The sequence below is a fragment of the Enterococcus sp. H57 genome (assembly GCF_003112495.1).
GTDB lineage: Bacteria > Bacillota > Bacilli > Lactobacillales > Enterococcaceae > Enterococcus_B > Enterococcus_B faecium.
Genome location: NZ_BEHC01000056.1, coordinates 125,824 through 143,986, shown reverse-complemented (window position 1 = coordinate 143,986; position 18,163 = coordinate 125,824). Strand labels below are relative to the sequence as shown.

Below are 18,163 nucleotides of genomic sequence, written 5' to 3'. Positions count from 1 at the left end.
AAGGAGGAAGAACATGAAAGCAATAGAATTTAAAGAAGTAGAAAAAAGTTTCCAAGATGGCGACCAAGTAGTTAAAGCATTGAAAGAAACAACCATGAGTATCGATAAAGGGGAATTTGTTGCAATCATCGGTCCTTCTGGTTCAGGTAAAAGTACTTTTTTGACTTTGGCAGGCGGATTGCAGACGCCTAGCAGTGGATCTGTATTTATCAATGATCAAGAATTCAGTAATCAAAAAGAAAGCGAACGCGTTAAACTACGTTTTAAAGAAATTGGCTTTATTTTGCAAGCTTCCAATCTGGTTCCTTTTCTGACAGTAAAAAAGCAGTTATTATTAGTAGATAAGATTAAACATGAACATCGTCAAAAAGAAGCAAACGAATTATTTGAGCAGCTTGGCGTGGATAAGTTGATCAACAAGTATCCAGAAGAACTATCTGGTGGAGAACGGCAAAGGGTCGCAATCGCTCGTGCATTGTACAATGATCCGTCCATTATTCTAGCAGATGAACCAACTGCTAGTTTGGATTCAGAAAAGGCACGAGAAGTAGTCGATATCTTGGCAAAAGAATCAAAAGACAAAAATAAAGCAACGATCATGGTTACTCACGATACACGGCTGATTGACAAATGCGATAGAATATTTATGATGGAAGATGGTGTATTGAAAGAAAAAGAATAACCAAAAAGCAGGTGGAAAAATGGTCCATCGATACAACAAAGATACACAGCAAAAAATTTTGAAAGAAGCGACTGACTTGTTTATGTCCAAGGGATATCTCGGCACTTCAACAAGAGAAATCGCACAAAAAGTTGGGATCACCCAGCCCAATCTCTATCATTATTTCGGTGATAAAGAAAAACTATATACGGCAGTTTTAGAAAACCACTTAAAAGATGTTGGAAAAGCTTTGAGAGAAATCGTTCAAACAAGCGAAACGGGATTTCAAGTAACCTTGACAAAAATGGCGCAGTTTTTGATTGAGACACATCTGGTCGATTTGTTTCTGATGCTTCACGATCTTGAAAGCAATCTTTCAAAGGAAACAAGAGATCATCTTTTCTTTCTATGGAAGAAAAATTATCGTGAACCTTTTGAAGAAATCTTTTCAGCAAACCAATCTGTGCTAAGAAATGGGATTTCAAAAGAAATCGCAGCAAGGCATTTTTTCTTAGTGTTAGCACCTTACATCACTCGGTCGAAAAGACCTGTGGAAGAACCGCTAAATGTGGCGCAATTGATCGATTTATATTTGAATGGTGTATTAGGAGAAGCGTAAAGCTGTTATATAGGGAGAAAATAGTTAGGTGAAGAAGCAAGATATGACGAAGATCGTTATATCTTGCTTCTTTATATAGGTAGTTTTTCATAAATACAAATTTGTTATTCTCTCATGATTATCAGGGTATATTTTTATTTATTATGTCGGTGTTCCAGGAAGTGTTTTAATTTAATAACGTAGAAATTAATTGTTTGTAGAATGAAGGAAACTATTTATTGGGTAGATGAATCACCACGAATAGTCAAAAGGAGATTTCAGGATATGCCAAAAATGAAAAAAATCATTTTAGCAGTAATGTTATTTTCTACGGTTATATCTTTTACAGCCCCTTTTTTGCTTACTTAAGCTGATTTTAAGTTTTGGCCCTTAGTCTGGATCTACGAGGTGAGAGTCAAGAATGAAAAAAATAATTGGAGCTTTTGTATTTGCAATCATTATCATTATTATCTGTTTTCAAATAGATGTTTTTGGTCAAAAAAAGATAGTTGGACAAACGGTCAGCAGTACGAACAGTACGGTTACAAAGACAAAGGAATCATTTGATGATACAGAACAAGAGACATTAATCAAAATCGGAAAAAATGACCGTACACTATATACAGATGACTCGCTAACTACCCCACTTGCAACTATAAACGGCGGAGAGCTGGCGGAGTTTCTTTCTGAAACAAAAAATGCTTATCAAATCAAGACAAATGATGGCTATACTGGATATTTAGCCCTCGAAGATGGAACCAAAGTCACAAAGAATATACAAACAAAACCGGAAGAGCTATCTGATGCAGTGATTGTATTAGATCCTGGGCATGGCGGAAATGATACTGGGGCATTAAGCAATGATGAACAAACAGAAGAAAAAGATATAACATTAAGTACAGCCATAAAAGTAAAAAAGGCGCTAGAGGATGCTGGAGCAACGGTTTATTTGACCCATACTACAGATGAATTAGTACAGCTTGGAGATATATGCGACTACAGTGAAGAAAAAAAGGCAGATGTCTTTATCAGTTTACACGCAGACTCTACGGAATATGCGAATGAAGCAACTGGAATCACGACATATTATTACTATGGACAAGAGGAAACATTAGCACAGACAATTGCTGACTCCTTCACTGATCTGCCTCTGGATTCAAGAGGAATCTCCACTGGGAACTATCAAGTTCTTCGAGAAAATCTTCAACCTTCTATTTTAATCGAGATGGGTTATATGAATAATGATAGTGATTTAAAGGAATTAGTAACAGACAGTTATCAGCAGCAGATTGCTGCAAGTTTGACACAAGCATTGACCACTTATTTTCAGTAATAAATAAGCCCAGCCAAACAAAAATAGCTCTTCATATTTTTCGTTTGGCCGGGCTTATTATCGCAGATGCAAGCTTTTGAACACCGTTTAAGGAAGAGGTTGTGAGCCTGCCGTTTAACTCCGCGTCACAAGGAGCAATTTCAAAAAACAGCTTCTCATGTTTGATGACTATTGTGACTTGTGACCGAGGAGTTGGCATGAGAACACCGTTTAAGAAAAAGGTTGTGAAATCAACGTTTTGTTCTGAGTATTAGAGAAACAAACGGAAAAATAGTTCCTCATATTTTGCCGTTTGTTGAGCTAATACCGAGGATCAGATGATTGAACACCGTTTATTCGGAACAAGGGACTGTGACATGACTTTTGTCACAGTTCCATTATTTTTTTAGTAGCTTCAAAGCTTTTTCTGTATTGGCAAAATGAAGTTTGGCATATTTTTCAAGCATAGGCATGCCGCCTTTCTCCAATAGTTTTGCCGCTACTTGGTCAGATTTCGTTCCAGCTCCTGATGGAAGGGTGATTCCAGCTTCAGCTGATGCTTTGTGTAACTCTTCCAAAAAGCTGGCACGACTGATGATAGAAGCAGCAGCAACAGCTAAATGATATTGTTCTCCTTTAGTAACGAAGTACAGTTTTTCTTGTAATTGATTTTTTTCTAAACGCGCATATTTTTTAAAATTTGCTTCTGGCGTAAACTGATCGATCAAAATCGCTTCTGGTTTTTCTGGCTCGATTTTTTTTAGCAGCAAATGGATCGCTTGATTGTGCAAAGCGACTTTCATCCGAACGGCATTGTATTTTGGTTGGATCTCATTGTATTTTTCTGGAGATAAGACAAGCAGTTTATAGGGGATGGTTTTTTTTAAGATGTCAGCAAGCTGGATGATTTGGCTATCTTTTAACTCTTTTGAATCTCTAACACCAAGTTTACGTAATTCTGCAAGCTGATCACGTTTCACATAAGCAGCACATACTGTTAGCGGACCGAAATAGCTGCCATTTCCGACCTCATCACTACCTAAAACGGATAATTGACTGATATTTTTTGGCAAAGAAGAGGCTGTTTTTGCTGGCTTGGCTTGTTTATCCTGTGCCTTCCCCCATTTATCAGCTTCTATTGCTGCATTCGTACCTTGAAACATCACTTTTCCGGATGTATAAGCAGTAATGGTCGTCCCGTCTTTTTTTGCAGCAAAGCTAGTATAAGGAATCTGTTTATTTAACAAATAAGAGCGATAGTATGCTTTCATTTGACTAAGTTGGTCGTTTGTTGCTTTGATAATGACGTTGCTCATAAAATTCTCCTCGTTTTTATACATAAAACTATACCGCAACTCACGACTTTTCGTTTTCTAAGAGATTGCGAGACATAGCATTTTTTTAAAGTTTATCATATAATAGTTAAGTATGTGAAAAATATTTGTGGAGAACGGTGAAAGAACCAACTTCATGGTACACTAAATAAAACTTTCATCAAATAGGAGGAAATGATTCGTATGGCGCACGAAAAAACACGCTACAAAGCAGTGATTGCCAACCAAACATATACTATTATCGGACGGGAAACCAAGCATCATATGGATATCGTAACGAAGCTGATCAATGAACAGTTAGCAGAATTGAAACAATTATCACCACAAATGGATAATGAACAAGCAGCAATCTTGATGGCTGTCAATGCGCTTTCGGATCAATTGAAGAAACAAGAAAGAATCTTGGAGCTGGAAGAAGAAACAGCAGAATTAAAGAAAAAAATGATCAAATTTACAGAGCTTGAAAATCGTGTGAAACGCATTGAAGCAATCGAGAACGAAGCTCGGGAAGTATTGAAAGAAAATGGTCAAGCAGATCATACCATTAAAAATCATGTGGAAGCACAACAGATTTTAAACGAGAAACGAAAAGGACAAATTAAACAAAAATCTTCTAATTAAGATCCTTTTATCAAAATAAGAAAAATTTAAAAAAGTTAGAAGAGAAAGGAACGTAGCATGCTGAGTTTGCTGATTTTATTTTTATTGCTAATTGCGTTTTTTTCTGGAGCACGTCGCGGGTTTGCTTTGCAAATCATATTCGCGATTGGATATGTATTGTCATTTATTGCTGCCCAGCATTTTTACAAACCATTAGCAAGTCATTTGGAATTATACATTCCATACCCAGCTGTCACCCCAACATCAAAGTTAGCATTTTTTGATCAGGTATTTGCCTTTCACCTAGATGAAGCTTTTTATGCAGGAACTGCTTTTCTGATTATTTTGCTAATTGGCTGGCTGCTTACCCGATTTGTGGGGGTTTTTGTCCATGGGTTGACGTATGTGCCGATCTTGAGACAGGTAGACTGGATTGCAGGAGGCATCCTGTCACTAATCATGGCTTACGTTACTATATTTTTGATTTTGCAGTTACTTGCCTTTGTTCCATTAGATGTGGTCCAAAATCAATTCGGCGAGCATAGTTTCGCTCGTTTTATCGTTGAGAGAACGCCATTTCTTACCAACAAGATGTATGAGCTTTGGGTAACGAATATTTTGAATTAAGGAAAATAGTGCTGGAAAATATTTCGTTTTTTGTACAGAGTAGTTTATTTAAGAAGGCTGCGTAGCGTATGTCCGGCACAGCTCTTTTTTCATAGTGAAAGATAAGGTGATAAAATGAATAACCGAATCCTTGAAACATTGGAATTTGAAAAAGTCAAACAGATGGTCAGACAATTTGTAGTGACTGCACAAGGAAAAGAAGAACTGGCAGAATTGGTACCAGTGAGTGAGAAACAAACGATCACAAACTGGCTTCAAGAAACTGAGGATGGATTGAAAGTGCAACGTCTGCGAGGCGGGATCCCTATACCTAAACTTGAAAATATCCGTCCCCATATGAAACGGATCGAGATCGGAGCAGACTTGAATGGAGTGGAGCTTGCACAAGTTTCCAGAGTATTGTCTACGACAAGCGAATTAAATCGTTTCATTGATGATCTTTCTGACAGTGAAATCGAATTTGCACGTTTGTATATGTGGGCAGATCAGTTAGTCACGATCCCTGTTTTGAGCCGCCGTTTAAAGGAAGCAATCGATGAAGACGGACGCGTGACTGATGACGCTTCTCCTGAGTTAAAGAGCATAAGACAGAACATTCGGCGAAGTGAACAAGCTGTTCGTGAACAGTTAGATGGGATCGTCCGTGGGAAAAATGCAAAGTATTTAAGTGATGCGATCATCACCATGCGAAATGACCGCTACGTTATCCCAGTCAAACAAGAATACCGCGGTGTATTTGGCGGTGTAGTCCACGATCAAAGTGCTTCAGGACAGACTTTATTTATTGAACCAAAACAAGTGGTGGATTTGAATAATCGTTTGCGTCAATACCAAATCGCTGAACGAAATGAGATTCAACGTATTTTAAGTGAACTTTCTGCTGAACTTGTTCCCCATCGTCAAGAAATCATCCACAATGCTTATGTGATTGGTAAAATGGATCTGATGAATGCAAAAGCACGATTTGGTAAAGAAGTAAAAGCTATCGTGCCGGGAATCAGTGAAGACAATCATGTCGTCTTGAAACAAGCAAGACATCCACTGATCGATCAGGAAAAAGTAGTTTCTAATGACATCACAATCGGAAAAGACTATCAAGCCATCGTCATTACAGGACCTAACACAGGTGGGAAAACGATCACGTTGAAGACTTTAGGTCTGTTACAACTGATGGGGCAAGCAGGATTACCGATTCCTGCAGGTGAAGAAAGTCAAATCGGTATTTTTGAGGAAGTATTTGCGGATATAGGAGACGAACAGTCGATTGAGCAAAGTCTATCGACCTTTTCTTCTCATATGACGAACACTGTAGATATTTTATCAAAAGTCAATGAAAAAAGTCTGGTATTATTTGACGAGCTCGGTGCAGGAACAGATCCGCAAGAAGGTGCTGCTCTAGCAATCGCAATCTTAGATGATCTTGGTAAAAAGTCTGCTTATGTGATGGCAACAACGCATTATCCTGAATTGAAAGTTTATGGATATAATCGGGCAAATACGATTAATGCCAGCATGGAGTTTGATGTGGATACATTAAGTCCAACGTATCGTTTGCTGATTGGCGTTCCTGGACGAAGCAATGCGTTTGAAATCTCTAGCCGATTAGGTCTTGATACAGAAGTTATTGATGAAGCGAAGCAGTTGATGAATGATGAGAGCCAAGATTTAAACGAAATGATCACAGATTTAGAGAATCGCCGGAAAATGGCAGAGACCGAATATCTGGAAATGCGTCATTTTGTTTCTGAGGCACAAGAACTTCACGATGATTTGAAAGAAGCTTACAGCTATTTCTTTGAAGAACGTGAAAAAGAAATGGAAAAAGCAAAGAAAAAAGCAAATGAAGTCGTGTCAGAGGCGGAAGAAAAAGCAGAAAAAATCATTGCTGATATTCGTAAAATGCAACAGCAGATTGGGCAAGGAAATGTGAAAGAGCATCAGTTGATCGATGCAAAGACCCAATTAGCAAATCTACATCAAGAAGAAACTTTGAAGAAAAATAAAGTATTGAAGAAGGCGAAAGAACAAAAAACGTTGAAACCGGGAGACGAAGTGTTGGTTACGACTTACGGCCAAAGAGGGACGCTTTTACGTAAAAACGGGAATCAGTGGCAAGTAGAAATCGGTATATTAAAAATGAATGTGTCCGAAGACGAGCTGACGCCTGTTGCTCCTCAAAAAGAGCCGACACAACGAGTTATCCATGCTGTACGATCTGAATCTAGTAGTCACGTGCCGAATCAATTGGACCTTCGAGGAAAACGATACGAAGAAGCGCTAAGTGAGGTAGATCAATATTTGGATTCTGCCATTCTAGCTGGTTATCCTCAAGTGACTATTGTCCACGGAAAAGGAACAGGCGCACTTCGCAAGGGAATTACTGATTATCTTAAAAACCATCGGAGCGTCAAAAGCTTTGAGTTTGCACCGGCAAACCAAGGCGGAAATGGTGCGACAATTGTTAAATTTAAGTAAAACTTACTAAAGGTAAGCAGATGGTTCGCTATCCAAGTATAGAAATGCTATACTAGTCATAGATTTTAAAAATGGAGGTCTTTGATATGTCACAAGTAATTACAGATAAGACATTTAATGAAGAAACAGATAAAGGACTTGTATTGATTGATTTTTGGGCAACTTGGTGTGGTCCATGTCGTATGCAAGCACCGATTTTGGATCAGTTGGAACAAGAATATGATGAAGAAGAATTCAGAATTGCTAAAATGGATGTGGATGAAAATCCAGAAACTCCTCAACAATTCGGTATCATGAGCATTCCAACATTAATGTTGAAAAAAGATGGTCAAGTAGTAGAAAAAGCTGTTGGTGTTCATTCAAAAGAACAACTACGTCAAATGATCGATCAATATTTATAAAAACTTACAGCAAAAATAAGCTGAGGGTGGAACTGAATCCAGTTCCGTCCTCGGTTTTTTTGCGGTTGAGTTAAGGTTATTCAAATTAATATTTTTTGAGTATAATTACGTTGTCAGGCTGGATTGTTTTTTTGACAGACATGCTATAATAACTTTAATTGAATATGAAGGGGAGTACCAGATGAACGAACGAATCAAAAACAAATTAGCTTTACTTCCTGATCAGCCCGGCTGTTACTTGATGAAAGATAAAAATGGAACGATCATTTATGTCGGCAAAGCCAAAATATTAAAAAATCGTGTCCGCTCATATTTTACTGGCAGCCATAATACGAAAACGGAACGGCTTGTTAGTGAAATCGAAGACTTTGAATACATCGTTACAGAATCGAATATCGAAGCATTGCTCTTAGAGATCAATCTGATAAAGAAAAATGATCCTAAATACAACATTATGTTAAAGGATGATAAAACCTATCCTTTCCTTAAGATAACGAATGAAAAATATCCCCGTTTGGTGATTACTCGTAAGGTACTAAAAGACAAAGCACTGTATTTTGGACCATATCCTGATGTCGGTGCGGCGAATGAGACAAAGAAGATCCTCGATCGATTATTTCCTCTAAGAAAATGCAAACCTAGTCAGACGAAGGAGCCTTGTCTTTACTATCATTTGGGACAATGTCTGTGTCCTTATTATTTCGACGTAGATCCGAAAGTCTATACGAAAATCGTTGATGAAGTGAAAAACTTTTTAAACGGAGGACACGAAAAAATCGAGTCAGAGATCCATCAGAAAATGGAAAAAGCTGCTGAAAATATGGAGTTTGAAAAAGCTGCAGAGTACCGAGACCAGATCCGTGCCATTGAGACAATCATGACTCGCCAAAAAATGACAAATACTGATTTACTGGATCGAGATGTATTTGGTTATGCGATTGACAAAGGATGGATGTGTGTCCAAGTGTTTTTCGTAAGACAAGGAAAGCTAATTGAACGAGATGTTTCAATGTTTCCTTTCTATAACGAAGCAGAAGAAGATTTCTTGACTTACATCGGTCAGTTTTATCAGGAAAATGAGCATTTCATTCCTAAAGAAGTCTTGATTCCTGATACGATCGACAAGCCAAGTGTAGAAGCTTTGTTAGCTACGAAAGTGCTGCAACCAAAACGAGGAGAAAAGAAAAAATTAGTTGAATTGGCGAATAAGAATGCCTCAGTTGCTTTGAATGAACGGTTTGATCTGATTGCCAGAAAACAGGAACGGACGATCGGAGCAGTTGAACGTTTAGGAAACGCGATGAATATCCCGACCCCAATACGTATCGAGTCTTTTGATAACTCTAATATCATGGGGACGAATCCTGTGGCTGCGATGGTCGTATTCATTGATGGAAAACCGGCAAGAAAAGAATATCGGAAATATAAAATAAAAACAGTCAACGGACCGGATGATTATGCATCAATGAGAGAAGTCATCTATCGCAGATATTCACGAGTGATTCGCGAAGGGTTGCCTTTACCTGATTTGATCTTGATCGATGGAGGAAAAGGACAAGTAGATGTGGCAAAAGATGTCTTAGAAAATCAATTAGGAATCGATATTCCTATTGCTGGCATGGCAAAAAACGATAAACATAAAACAAATGAGTTGCTATTCGGTACAGATTTGGCTGTAGTACCGCTTGAGCGAAATTCACCAGAGTTTTTCTTACTCCAGCGAATCCAAGATGAAGTCCATCGATTCGCAATCACTTTCCATCGGCAGCTACGCAGTAAAAACAGTTTTGCTTCCCGATTAGATGAAATTGAAGGGTTAGGACCAAAAAGAAAAAAAATGCTGCTTAAAGAGTTCAAATCGTTGAAAAATATCACAGCAGCCACGACAGAAGAATTACAAGAAATCGGACTGCCGAAAAATGTCGCACAAAACGTATTTGATAAATTACATCAGGAATGAGGAAAGGGCACTTTACAAAGAAAGTAAAGTGTCCTATCATTTTATGTACAACAAAAAGAGCGTTTACGTTTTGTTGGTAAATAATAAATCGCTTACGTCTGGTGTCTAAGGATATATGTGATTTCTTGAAGAAGGAGTGAAGAAATGTTAGAAGTCAAGGATCTTGTTAAAACTTTTGGGAACTACACAGCTGTCGATCATGTCTCTTTCCAAATCCCCGATGGAAAAATCATGGGGCTAATTGGCCAAAACGGGGCTGGGAAGACAACGACTTTTCGTTTGATCTTGGATTTTTTGACACAAGACCAAGGAGAAGTGTTATGGAATGGCCATCATCTTGGGGAGAAAGATTATGATGTCATCGGTTATCTTCCGGAGGAACGGGGACTTTATCCGAAAGTAACGATTCAAGACCAACTGCTTTATTTTGCAGAACTTAGAGGGAAATCAAGAAAAGAGATTGAACCAAAAATCGATTTTTGGATGGAAAAATTTCAGGTAAAAGGGAAAAAGACGGATAAAGTAAAATCTTTGTCTAAAGGAAATCAGCAAAAAGTCCAGCTAATCGCCACGTTAATCCATGAACCTAAATTGATCATTTTGGATGAGCCATTCAGCGGGTTAGATCCGGTAAATGCTGAATTGCTAAAAGATGGAATATTGGAATTGAAAAAACATGGTTCATGTGTCATTTTTTCTAGCCACAATATGGATAATGTAGAAAAAATCTGCGATCATTTGATCATGTTGCGAAACGGAAAAATGGTTTTGAATGGAAAAGTACATGAGATTCGTGAATCATTTGGCCGTACGAAGTTATTCTTGGAATCTGGTTTAAGCCAACAGGAAGTAGAAGAAATCGAAGGCGTGAAAAAAGTGATCCTTCATGAAGACAATACGTTAGAGATTACCTTAGAAGATCCTGAAGCTGGGAAAGAAATCTTTACTCGTGCGACTCAGTTCGGCTACATTCCTATGTTCAACCAACAACCGCCAACTTTGGAAGAGATTTTCAAATTGAAAGCAGGTGAAATCGATGCGTAAGTTTTGGATTATTACCAAAGATGTCTATTTAAAAAATGTTAAGTCGATTTCTTTCTTGATCATGATATTAGTCCCTTTTATCATGCTGGGTATCATTTATGTAGCAGGAAACTTTGCTCAACAAAATAGTGATGTCAATAAAATCGGCGTATTGGCTGATAATGAGCAAATCAGTCAGCAAATGAGCCAAGTCAAAACAGATGATTTTGAGTTCAAAGCAGTTGATTCTGAAGAAAAAGCACAAAAAGAGCTTTCGGAAGAAAAAATCGATGCGTATTTAGTAGTCTCAACTGAGAATGATAAGATAAATGGGATGCTTTATAGCGAAAATTCATTAGGACAAAGTACACAACTACTGATACAACAACAACTGACTGGCTTGCAATCGATGCTTCGAGCGAGTCAATTAGGCATTTCACCAGAAGAAGTAGCTAGCTTGAGCCAACAAGCAAGTTTGACTCGACAAAAAGTCAATTTTGATTCAAAAGGAAAAATGACAGTCGGAGAAGATAACTCGACAGTCCAATATGTCGTAAGTTATGTAGCAACGATTGTCTTGTTCATTATTATTTTGACGTATGCGCAGATCATTGCACAAGAGATCGCTTCTGAAAAAGGCACGCGGATCATGGAAGTGATCCTGTCCAGTACGACTGCACAAAAGCATTTTTACGGAAAATTAACAGGTGTTTTACTTGTTGCATTAACGCAAATGGCATTATACGGTATTATTTTTGGTATAGGATACAGTCAATTCAAAGATATGGAAATGGTCAAAAATATATTAGACGGTATCTCATTGGATAACTTGATTGGACCATTCTTGTGGTATTCTCTTCTATTCATGATCTTTGGCATTTTGATTTTTTCTGTTTTAGCAGCTTTATGTGGCTCTTTGGTCAACAAAGCAGAAGATACAGCAAAAGCAATTTTGCCAGTGACTTATCTATCTCTAGGCGGATACATGCTTGGATTGATACTAGGAGCTTCAGATCCAAACAATATCGTTATTCGGATCACTTCGTATATTCCATTCTTATCTTCATATATTATGCCGGTTCGCTTAGCAAATGAGACAGTCGGTATGGGTGGAGCATTGATTTCCTTGTTGGTACTTGTAGCCGTAACATTCTTATTGATGATCTTGTCTGCAAACATGTACAAATCGAATGTACTCGTTTATAGCGAAGGCGGATTATGGAGTTCATTGAAACAATCGATTTCAATTATGAGGAATGAACGAAAAAAAGCATAAAACAATCCTAAAATATAGAAGGAAGCTGGACATCTATTGTTCCCAGCTTCTTTTTGTATAGACCTATTTTATTTATTTTACTATATTGGATATATATTCATTGAAAATAGTGTATAACAACTTTATAATATTGAGTATACCAATTTTTGGAGGCGTTTTAATGGACCGTTATTTAGATTTACTTTCAGAAAAATTCCCCTCAACGGAAGATGTCATCACGGAAATCATCAATCTCGAAGCAATTTTGCAGCTTCCAAAAGGAACAGAGTTATTTTTGAGTGATATACATGGCGAATTTCCTGCTTTTGATCATATTCTGCGTATCGGTTCAGGAAATCTTAAAGAAAAGATCAAAGACCTTTTTTCTGAACAAATGACGGAAACGGATATCAGCCAATTCACTATTTTTACGGCTTATCCAGAATATGCATTAACGACTGATTGGTACAAAGAACAAGATAAATCGCAGCTGATCCATCATTTGATCGATCTTTTACGGTTTACGACAGTCAAATATACCCGGTCAAAAGTTCGAAAAGGATTGCCGAAAGAATATAGCTATATCATTGAGGAACTCTTGTATATCGATGACCGTATCAATGGAAAAAAAGACTATGTAAAAAAAATCATTGAACAACTTGTTTTGATGAAGGAAGAAGAAAAATTTTTAACGAAACTTGCACAGACGATCCAAAAATCTGTCATCGATCATTTGCATATCGTTGGAGATATTTTTGACCGAGGAACTCAAGCAGCCAAAGTGATGGATCGAATCATGGATTTTTCTTCTGTAGATATCCAATGGGGAAATCATGATATTTTGTGGATTGGTGCGTATTGCGGCTCTGAGGCATGTTTACTGACACTTTTACGGATTGCAGCACGCTATAATTATTTATTTGAATTAGAGAAAGAATATGGGTTGAATTTACGTCCATTGTTTTCTTTTGCTCATCAAACTTATCAGAAGAATCCAGTATTTGCGCCTAAAAACAGTAAAAATCTATCCGAAAGAGAGCAAGAAGAATTAGAAAAGATCCATCAGGCACTTTCTATCCTTCAATTCAAATCAGAACATCAGTTATTGGATCGTCGACCTGAATTTAAAATGGACGATCGTAAATTGCTGGAAAAAATCGACTATGAAGCATCAACGGTTGATTTAGAAGGTCAGCTCTATGAGTTGAAAGGAACTTGTTTTCAAACGATCCAGCCAGATGATCCAAAAAAATTCTTGGAAGAGGAACAAAAAGTGATTGATAGTTTGATGTATTCATTCCAGCACTCTTTGAGAATGCAAAAACATATGACGTTTTTGATCGAAAAAGGGGGAATGTATCTCACGAACAATCAGCATGTGCTGTTTCATGGCTGTATACCTGTAGACGAGAAGGGACAGCTCTTAGCATTTGAATTAGACCAATCTTATCGCGGAAAAGAACTGCTGGGCTTTTTTGAAAAACAGATAACTGAAAGCGCAAAAGATCTGACTGCAAAAGAAGATTTAGCAACCGATTTGATTTGGTATGCGTGGAGTGGGCCATTTTCGCCTTTATTCGGCAAGAGTAAAATGGCGACTTTTGAACGTTATTTTCTCACAGAGCCTCATACGCACGTCGAGAAAAGCAATCCTTATTATCACTTGCGAGATGAAGAGTGGTTCAGTGAAAAAATTTTAGCAGAATTCGACACAAAAGAAGAAGGGTCAGCAATCATTAATGGGCACACGCCAGTAAAAGTAAAAAAAGGGGAGTCACCGATCAAAGCAAATGGAAAAGTATTTGTCATTGACGGAGGTTTATCCAAAGCTTATCAAAAAACGACAGGAATTGCCGGTTATTCACTATTATGCAATTCTTATGGTTTCCAAATCGTGACACATTATCCGTTTTTGCCTATTGAACAACAATTTGCAAAAAAATCCGACCAAACAAATGTGAAAAAAGTAATCGAACAGCAGCTACCACGCAAACTCAATCGTGATACAACAAAAGGTATGGAACTGCAGCAGCAGATTACCCAGCTCAAAAGGCTGTTGGACTATCGAAAGGACGATTGAGAAGAATTCCAGTGAACATTGTTCCATAGACTGGAGACTGAGACAAAAGTCGTGTCGCAGTCTCTTTTTCCGGATAAACGGTGTTCCCTTGCCACCTCCGAATCACAAGTACAACATTCATAAAATATGAAGAGCTGTTTTTTGAAATTGCTCCTTGTGACTCAGAGTTGAACGGCAGGCTCACGACCTCTTGGTATAAACGGTGTTCAATCAGCTGACCCTCGATATTAGCTCAAAAAACGGTAAAATATGAGAAGCTATTTTTCCGTTTTGTTTCTCTAATACTCAGGTCAAGGCACTGATTTCACAACCTCTTCCTTAAACGGTGTTCAAAAGCCAGTTTCTCGGTATTAAGCCAAATTTATGCAAAAATGTGAAAAGCCATTTTCACAAAATTTTTCTTAATACTCGAAACTAAACAGCTTTTTCACAACCCTTCAGAAAGTCTATTAAAATTCATTCACAAAGAAATCGAATAAGCGCTGTTCAGATGGATGTACACGGTGGGTAAGTTCCGGATGCCATTGAACACCGAGGATTTTATGCATATCATCTTTGCTTTGAACCGCTTCAACGAGTCCATCGTTAGAAAAAGCGATGGCTTTTAATAAAGGTGAAAGATCTTTGACTGCCTGATGATGGTAAGAATTCACAAAATATGGATCGGGGAGAAGGTTGCTTAACAAACTGTCTGAAACAATCTTGACTTCGTGAGTCGTAAATTGCGGGGCAGTGGGCTGTTGTTCATGTTTTACTGACCACTTTGGATATAATGAAAGATCTTGATAAAGTGTACCTTCCAAAACGACATTCAATAGTTGGAGTCCCCGGCAGACTGCAAAAATTGGTTTTCTTTGTTTCAATGCTTCCAAGATCAGTGCCTGTTCAAATTGGTCTCGTTGAATATTTGTTTCCGTTAGCTTTGGATGAGGATCTTCCATGTAAAGTTGTGGACTGACATCTTGACCACCTGCAAGAATGAGTTTGTCGATTTGTCCAATCAGTTGAGGAGCTGAATCTGGAGACATGACTGGCAGAATAAGAGGCAATCCTTGAGCATCTAAAACTGCATCCACGAATCCTTGCGGTGTATAGCTCACTTGATTTCCTTGGAAAGTATCTGTTGCTCGAATCAGTTGATTTCCGGCAATGCCGATGATTGGTTTCATTTGTATTCCCCCTAAAGTAGACCTATTGTAACAAGGATTTAAAAAAAATTAAACTATGTAAGACTTGCCCCTATACTTATCTGTTCTTGCTGTGTTACTATCTGTAAAGAGAAATTTCGTGTGAAATTCATGACGATAGTTGAAAATATTGCTTAATTTGTTATAATAAAAAGTAAGCAGAAATAAAAAGGTTGGGCGTAAGCTTCAAGGATCTAGTTCTTCAAGGGGTGAGAAGGACATTTTATTGAAGGGGCCTGCCTATACTAAGTTATCTTTAGAGGTACATACTTTCAATGAAAAAAGAAAGCATGTACCTCTTTTTTAAATCGAAAGGAAGTGAAGCAAGTGTTAGAAGCTTTGGAACAAATCCGAAAAGCAGAAGAAGAAAATGAAAAGCGTGCTCAAACACTGCGGCAGCAGCTGAAGATCTATGCAACAGAAAAAGAGCAGGAATTGGAAACGATCCAAACAAACTATCGACAACAACTAAAACAGTTGGTGGAAGAAAAAGAACAATTCGAAATACAAGAATTAGAAAAAGAAAAAATGAAATTGAAAGCAGAAGCAGACAAGGTGCAAGCAACTTTGAAAGATCAATATCAAAAGCATCAGAGTCAAGCGATCGGTGCGATCATTGAAAGGGTGAAAGAAACTTATGGCCGTCACTAAGATGGAAAAAGTGACCCTCATTTCAGATAAAAGAAATCAGGAGAGGATTTTACAAGCAGTACAAGGAATCCAAAACGTTGAAATACGGGATCTGTATCAAAATAGAACAAACAACCAGTGGGTAGAGAAGTATTTTCCAGATACCACGATTATTGATAAAGAAGCAAAATTAAGCGCTTTAGGTAATCGGTTGAAAGACATCCAAGAAGCTATCCAATTCATACAACACCACGGCGATAGCCGTCAAAAGAAACTCCATTTGAAACGTCAAGAACTTTCCTTACAAGATTTGGAAGCCAATTATTCCGAAGAAAATTTCATAAATAAATTGAAAGAAGTCCTTGATTTAAAAGAAAAGTGGGAACAGCTAACTGAAAAACGTGATCGTTTAGAAGAAGAGGAAGAATGGCTTCTTCATTGGCAACAGCTGGATATTGCTCCAAGTATGTATGCAAGTAAGACGACCATTTTTGAGATGGGGACTGTGAGTGCAGCAAATTTTGAAAGTTTCAAGGAAGAACTGAGTAAGCTTGATGACGTTTATATGGAAGAAATAGATTATACGCCAAAACAAGTTTATCTTTCGTATGTTGCTTTAAAAAAATCAGTTGCTGTTATAGAAGAAATTGCTGGGAAATACGGGTTCAATAAAGAAACGTATCCTTATGAACAAAATCCTAAAGAAAAACTGCAAGAGACCAAGCAGCAATTATCCATTGTTCACGAGCAGCAAAAGAAGATAACGACAGCGTTAGGTCAGTGCAGTGGCTATATCCAAGAATTTGAATGGGTAGAAGAAGTCACACTTGCCGTTGCAGAACGAGAAAAAATAAAAGAACGGTTTATCCATGCGACTTATCTGATCGTTTTGCAAGGTTGGGTAGATGCAGAAGAAAAACAGAATTTGCTGCATGTGTTAAACGAAACCGTATCAGAAGAAGATATATACGTCAGTTTCGAAACACCAAACTCAGAAGAGATTCAGCAGGAAGTCCCTACTAAATTGAAAAACCATCCGCTTGTCGAACCTTTTGAATTGCTGACTGAAATGTACAGTCTGCCAAAATATGAAGAAGTAGATCCAACACCTTGGATGACACCATTTTATCTTGTCTTCTTCGGGATGATGGTCGCAGATGTTGGTTACGGATTGCTGATGCTCATTGGGACAATACTAGCTCAAAAACTACTTGTTCTACCACGCGGGATGAAACGTTTCGTAAAATTCTTTGAGATTCTCTCGATACCATCGATCATCTGGGGATTGATCTACAGTTCATTTTTCGGACAGGCATTACCAAAAGAACTGTTTGGCATCCGCTTGCCTTTCCCAATCCTATCTACGACGGATGACGTCAATACGATTTTGATTTTATCCGTGATTTTCGGTCTGATACAGATTTTGGTTGGATTATTTGTGGCAGCAAAGGAAAATATCAGGAGAAAAGATTACTTGAGTGCTGTCAGTGATGGATTTGCCTGGCAAGGGATCCTAATTGGGATCGTTATTGCGTTGGTTGGTGCCATGTTGATAAAAAATACAGCATTTGTTTACCTTGGCGCTGGGCTATCGATCATTGCTGCCTTATGTATCTTGATCGTTCCGATTATCCAAACGCCGTCTAAAGTCAAAGGTGCTGCCAAAGGTGCGTATAATCTTTACGGACTGACCGGCTATATCGGTGATTTAGTCAGTTATACACGTTTGATGGCATTGGGTATTTCAGGCGGAAGTATTGGAGCGGCATTCAATATGCTAGTTGCTTTCATGCCGCCAGCTGCTCGATTCAGTGTAGGGATCCTTTTGATCATCGCTTTACACGCACTGAATATGTTTTTGACACTGCTAAGTGCCTATGTCCATGGCGCACGATTGCAGTATGTCGAATTTTTTGGGAAGTTTTATACAGGAGGCGGACGTGCCTTTGATCCGCTGAAAACGGCGGAAAAATACGTCAACATCAATCACAAGAAAAAAAACAATAAATAATTGGAGGAT

15 protein-coding genes and 1 other annotated feature are annotated in these 18,163 nt (G+C 38.0%); of the genes, 13 read left to right on the top strand and 2 right to left on the bottom strand.

Annotation, left to right across the window (positions count from 1 at the left end):
* Positions 1-13 precede the first annotated feature (13 nt).
* From DIZ30_RS11050 to DIZ30_RS11040, 3 genes are all read left to right on the top strand, one after another.
* On the top strand, positions 14-682 hold the full coding sequence (locus tag DIZ30_RS11050; RefSeq protein WP_002295078.1) for an ABC transporter ATP-binding protein: 669 nt from the start codon (positions 14-16) through the stop codon (positions 680-682).
* Between the two features lie 19 nt (positions 683-701).
* Positions 702-1,280 carry a TetR/AcrR family transcriptional regulator gene (locus tag DIZ30_RS11045; RefSeq protein ID WP_002295080.1) on the top strand — a complete coding sequence of 193 codons (579 nt, stop codon included), beginning with the start codon at positions 702-704 and terminating at the stop codon, positions 1,278-1,280.
* 400 nt (positions 1,281-1,680) lie between these two features.
* Entirely contained in the window at positions 1,681-2,592 is a 912-nt protein-coding gene (locus DIZ30_RS11040; RefSeq protein WP_002295084.1) for an N-acetylmuramoyl-L-alanine amidase, read from the top strand.
* 377 nt (positions 2,593-2,969) lie between these two features.
* Here DIZ30_RS11040 and rnhC read toward each other — a convergent pair whose 3' ends face one another.
* Positions 2,970-3,887: a ribonuclease HIII gene (rnhC, locus tag DIZ30_RS11035; RefSeq protein WP_002334112.1), complete on the bottom strand. Its 918-nt coding sequence runs from the start codon at positions 3,885-3,887 to the stop codon at positions 2,970-2,972.
* Between the two features lie 201 nt (positions 3,888-4,088).
* On the opposite strand from rnhC, the gene zapA reads away from it, so the two are divergent.
* The 8 genes from zapA (at position 4,089) to DIZ30_RS10995 (ending at position 14,326) form a co-directional block, all read left to right on the top strand.
* Positions 4,089-4,526 carry a cell division protein ZapA gene (zapA, locus tag DIZ30_RS11030; RefSeq protein ID WP_002295087.1) on the top strand — a complete coding sequence of 146 codons (438 nt, stop codon included), beginning with the start codon at positions 4,089-4,091 and terminating at the stop codon, positions 4,524-4,526.
* A 57-nt stretch (positions 4,527-4,583) separates the two neighbouring features.
* Positions 4,584-5,132, top strand: a complete 549-nt coding sequence (locus tag DIZ30_RS11025) for a CvpA family protein (protein ID WP_002295088.1) — start codon at positions 4,584-4,586, stop codon at positions 5,130-5,132.
* A 114-nt stretch (positions 5,133-5,246) separates the two neighbouring features.
* Positions 5,247-7,607: an endonuclease MutS2 gene (locus tag DIZ30_RS11020; RefSeq protein WP_002296458.1), complete on the top strand. Its 2,361-nt coding sequence runs from the start codon at positions 5,247-5,249 to the stop codon at positions 7,605-7,607.
* An 86-nt stretch (positions 7,608-7,693) separates the two neighbouring features.
* On the top strand, positions 7,694-8,008 hold the full coding sequence (trxA, locus tag DIZ30_RS11015) for a thioredoxin (RefSeq protein ID WP_002290803.1): 315 nt from the start codon (positions 7,694-7,696) through the stop codon (positions 8,006-8,008).
* A gap of 181 nt (positions 8,009-8,189) precedes the next feature.
* Positions 8,190-9,968: an excinuclease ABC subunit UvrC gene (gene uvrC, locus DIZ30_RS11010; protein ID WP_002334114.1), complete on the top strand. Its 1,779-nt coding sequence runs from the start codon at positions 8,190-8,192 to the stop codon at positions 9,966-9,968.
* A gap of 144 nt (positions 9,969-10,112) precedes the next feature.
* Positions 10,113-11,012 (top strand): ABC transporter ATP-binding protein, encoded by a 900-nt coding sequence (locus tag DIZ30_RS11005; RefSeq protein WP_002295091.1) that lies wholly within the window; start codon positions 10,113-10,115, stop codon positions 11,010-11,012.
* Positions 11,005-12,267, top strand: coding sequence for an ABC transporter permease (locus DIZ30_RS11000; protein WP_002296456.1), 1,263 nt, complete (start codon positions 11,005-11,007; stop codon positions 12,265-12,267). The genes DIZ30_RS11005 and DIZ30_RS11000 overlap by 8 nt, the downstream gene beginning before the upstream one ends.
* Positions 12,268-12,427: 160 nt before the next feature.
* Entirely contained in the window at positions 12,428-14,326 is a 1,899-nt protein-coding gene (locus tag DIZ30_RS10995; RefSeq protein WP_002337433.1) for a fructose-bisphosphatase class III, read from the top strand.
* 449 nt (positions 14,327-14,775) lie between these two features.
* Here DIZ30_RS10995 and DIZ30_RS10985 read toward each other — a convergent pair whose 3' ends face one another.
* Positions 14,776-15,495, bottom strand: coding sequence for a gamma-glutamyl-gamma-aminobutyrate hydrolase family protein (locus tag DIZ30_RS10985; protein ID WP_002300438.1), 720 nt, complete (start codon positions 15,493-15,495; stop codon positions 14,776-14,778).
* A 189-nt stretch (positions 15,496-15,684) separates the two neighbouring features.
* Positions 15,685-15,732, top strand: a sequence feature (sodium ion sensor (DUF1646 type); this cis-regulatory element may regulate processes involved in with the transportation of sodium ions).
* Positions 15,733-15,831: 99 nt separating this feature from the next.
* Here DIZ30_RS10985 and DIZ30_RS10980 point away from each other — a divergent pair.
* Positions 15,832-16,164: a hypothetical protein gene (locus DIZ30_RS10980; protein ID WP_002349065.1), complete on the top strand. Its 333-nt coding sequence runs from the start codon at positions 15,832-15,834 to the stop codon at positions 16,162-16,164.
* The gene (locus DIZ30_RS10975; RefSeq protein WP_002334116.1) at positions 16,151-18,154 is read left to right on the top strand and encodes a V-type ATP synthase subunit I; all 2,004 of its coding nucleotides are present in this window, start codon (positions 16,151-16,153) and stop codon (positions 18,152-18,154) included. Before DIZ30_RS10980 ends, DIZ30_RS10975 begins: the two co-directional genes overlap by 14 nt.
* Positions 18,155-18,163: the final 9 nt, after the last annotated feature.

Excerpts from the sequence above, each read along its gene's own strand:
- rnhC (WP_002334112.1), bottom strand. The coding sequence starts at position 3,887 with ATGAGCAACGTCATTATCAAAGCAACAAACGACCAACTTAGTCAAATG.
- DIZ30_RS10985 (WP_002300438.1), bottom strand. The coding sequence starts at position 15,495 with ATGAAACCAATCATCGGCATTGCCGGAAATCAACTGATTCGAGCAACA.
- DIZ30_RS11050 (WP_002295078.1), top strand. The coding sequence starts at position 14 with ATGAAAGCAATAGAATTTAAAGAAGTAGAAAAAAGTTTCCAAGATGGC.
- DIZ30_RS10975 (WP_002334116.1), top strand. The coding sequence starts at position 16,151 with ATGGCCGTCACTAAGATGGAAAAAGTGACCCTCATTTCAGATAAAAGA.
- DIZ30_RS11005 (WP_002295091.1), top strand. The coding sequence starts at position 10,113 with ATGTTAGAAGTCAAGGATCTTGTTAAAACTTTTGGGAACTACACAGCT.
- DIZ30_RS11040 (WP_002295084.1), top strand. The coding sequence starts at position 1,681 with ATGAAAAAAATAATTGGAGCTTTTGTATTTGCAATCATTATCATTATT.
- DIZ30_RS11045 (WP_002295080.1), top strand. The coding sequence starts at position 702 with ATGGTCCATCGATACAACAAAGATACACAGCAAAAAATTTTGAAAGAA.
- trxA (WP_002290803.1), top strand. The coding sequence starts at position 7,694 with ATGTCACAAGTAATTACAGATAAGACATTTAATGAAGAAACAGATAAA.
- DIZ30_RS11025 (WP_002295088.1), top strand. The coding sequence starts at position 4,584 with ATGCTGAGTTTGCTGATTTTATTTTTATTGCTAATTGCGTTTTTTTCT.
- DIZ30_RS11000 (WP_002296456.1), top strand. The coding sequence starts at position 11,005 with ATGCGTAAGTTTTGGATTATTACCAAAGATGTCTATTTAAAAAATGTT.
- zapA (WP_002295087.1), top strand. The coding sequence starts at position 4,089 with ATGGCGCACGAAAAAACACGCTACAAAGCAGTGATTGCCAACCAAACA.
- DIZ30_RS11020 (WP_002296458.1), top strand. The coding sequence starts at position 5,247 with ATGAATAACCGAATCCTTGAAACATTGGAATTTGAAAAAGTCAAACAG.
- uvrC (WP_002334114.1), top strand. The coding sequence starts at position 8,190 with ATGAACGAACGAATCAAAAACAAATTAGCTTTACTTCCTGATCAGCCC.
- DIZ30_RS10995 (WP_002337433.1), top strand. The coding sequence starts at position 12,428 with ATGGACCGTTATTTAGATTTACTTTCAGAAAAATTCCCCTCAACGGAA.